This window comes from Mesorhizobium sp. M7A.F.Ca.US.014.04.1.1 (genome assembly GCF_003998745.1).
Classification (GTDB): Bacteria; Pseudomonadota; Alphaproteobacteria; order Rhizobiales; family Rhizobiaceae; genus Mesorhizobium; species Mesorhizobium ciceri.
In genome coordinates, this window is record NZ_RZRW01001099.1 from 1 (window position 1) to 1,072 (window position 1,072).

Consider the following 1,072-nt stretch of genomic DNA (forward strand, 5'->3'; position numbering starts at 1 on the left):
CGTATGTTCCCGATTGCTAATATTCTGTTGCGCGCCGACCTACAGATGTTTTTGCCGATTCCGCAGCCTCAGTTCCCGTCATACCTTCGACTTTCGCCAGCCAGCCCACCAAGCATCCCATTGAGAGCAAAACCAGCGCTCCCCCTTGGCCGGGTTAACGACCGTTTCGTCATAGTAGCGCTGACCTGGCATGTGATAGATACGGTCGCCTGTTTCGCTGATATTGCCCTTAATGTTGCATCCACTTGGCGAGCTAGGGCTACCCAGACGATGCACTGTGGGAAGGGGATGCTGTTCGGCTTGCGGCGGTATGAGATAGCTTGCCCCGGCAACACCGCAAAGCAAAACCGGGATCAGCGCCCGCCGCTCTAACAGCGAACGCCTATGCCGCCTTACAGGCTTCTGTTTTTGGAGGCCCATCACCCTCTCCCCATCGAAGAATGCGACTCTTGCTTGTTGGAGTCCAGATGGCGCTACCCAGCCGTAGGGGAATGGCGGGCGGGCGCTCCGGGGATAAGTAAAGCTCCTGTATTAGGAATCGCTATAGTTGTGTATCTTACGTGACTCGAATCAAGGGTTGCGGCCAAGCAATCAACGGGTTAATGGCAAGTTCACCTCGACTTCCGGCCACCTATAAACAGCTTCCTCTCGACCTCGGAATCGAGGTTGAAAAAGACGTCAACGGCATCGAAATGGGCGTGCTTGAAAATGGCATGGCCTATCTCACGCAAAGCGGCCTTTCCGCCATCTGTGGCGCGGCACGGTCTACCATCCAAGAGATCACCAAGGAGTGGGAAGACAACTTCGGCCTCGATCTCCAGCGCGGGCGGTCGCTCTATTTTTCCGACTACCTTAGGCAGGCAGGGTACGACGAGCCGACGCTCTTTATGGAGATATAGCGCAATGGTTCTACCCATTACGCTTATCCCGAACTCGTTTGCATGGCCTTCATTGAGTTCTTCGCCTTCGAAGCCCAGAGGGCGAATGACACAGCCCTTCTGAACTTCCGCAAGCTGCCAGGTACGGCCTCAATCAGTTCATCTATGACGCCCTTGGGTATTCACCGCTCAAG

General features: G+C 55.1%; 2 protein-coding genes. One reads left to right on the forward strand and one right to left on the reverse strand.

Annotated elements, in window-relative coordinates:
* Window positions 1–78: 78 nt before the first annotated feature.
* A complete protein-coding gene (locus tag EOA22_RS39365; protein ID WP_127390676.1) occupies window positions 79–420 on the reverse strand; it encodes a hypothetical protein in 342 nt (113 codons plus the stop codon).
* Between the two features lie 140 nt (window positions 421–560).
* Between EOA22_RS39365 and EOA22_RS34780 the strand changes: the two genes are divergently transcribed.
* Complete coding sequence (locus tag EOA22_RS34780) at window positions 561–899, forward strand: hypothetical protein (RefSeq protein ID WP_127224562.1); 339 nt, start codon at window positions 561–563, stop codon at window positions 897–899.
* The last annotated feature ends 173 nt before the right edge of the window (window positions 900–1,072 follow it).

Bases quoted from the DNA above. Each gene is read 5' to 3' on its own strand.
- EOA22_RS39365 (WP_127390676.1), bottom strand. From the start codon at position 420: ATGGGCCTCCAAAAACAGAAGCCTGTAAGGCGGCATAGGCGTTCGCTG.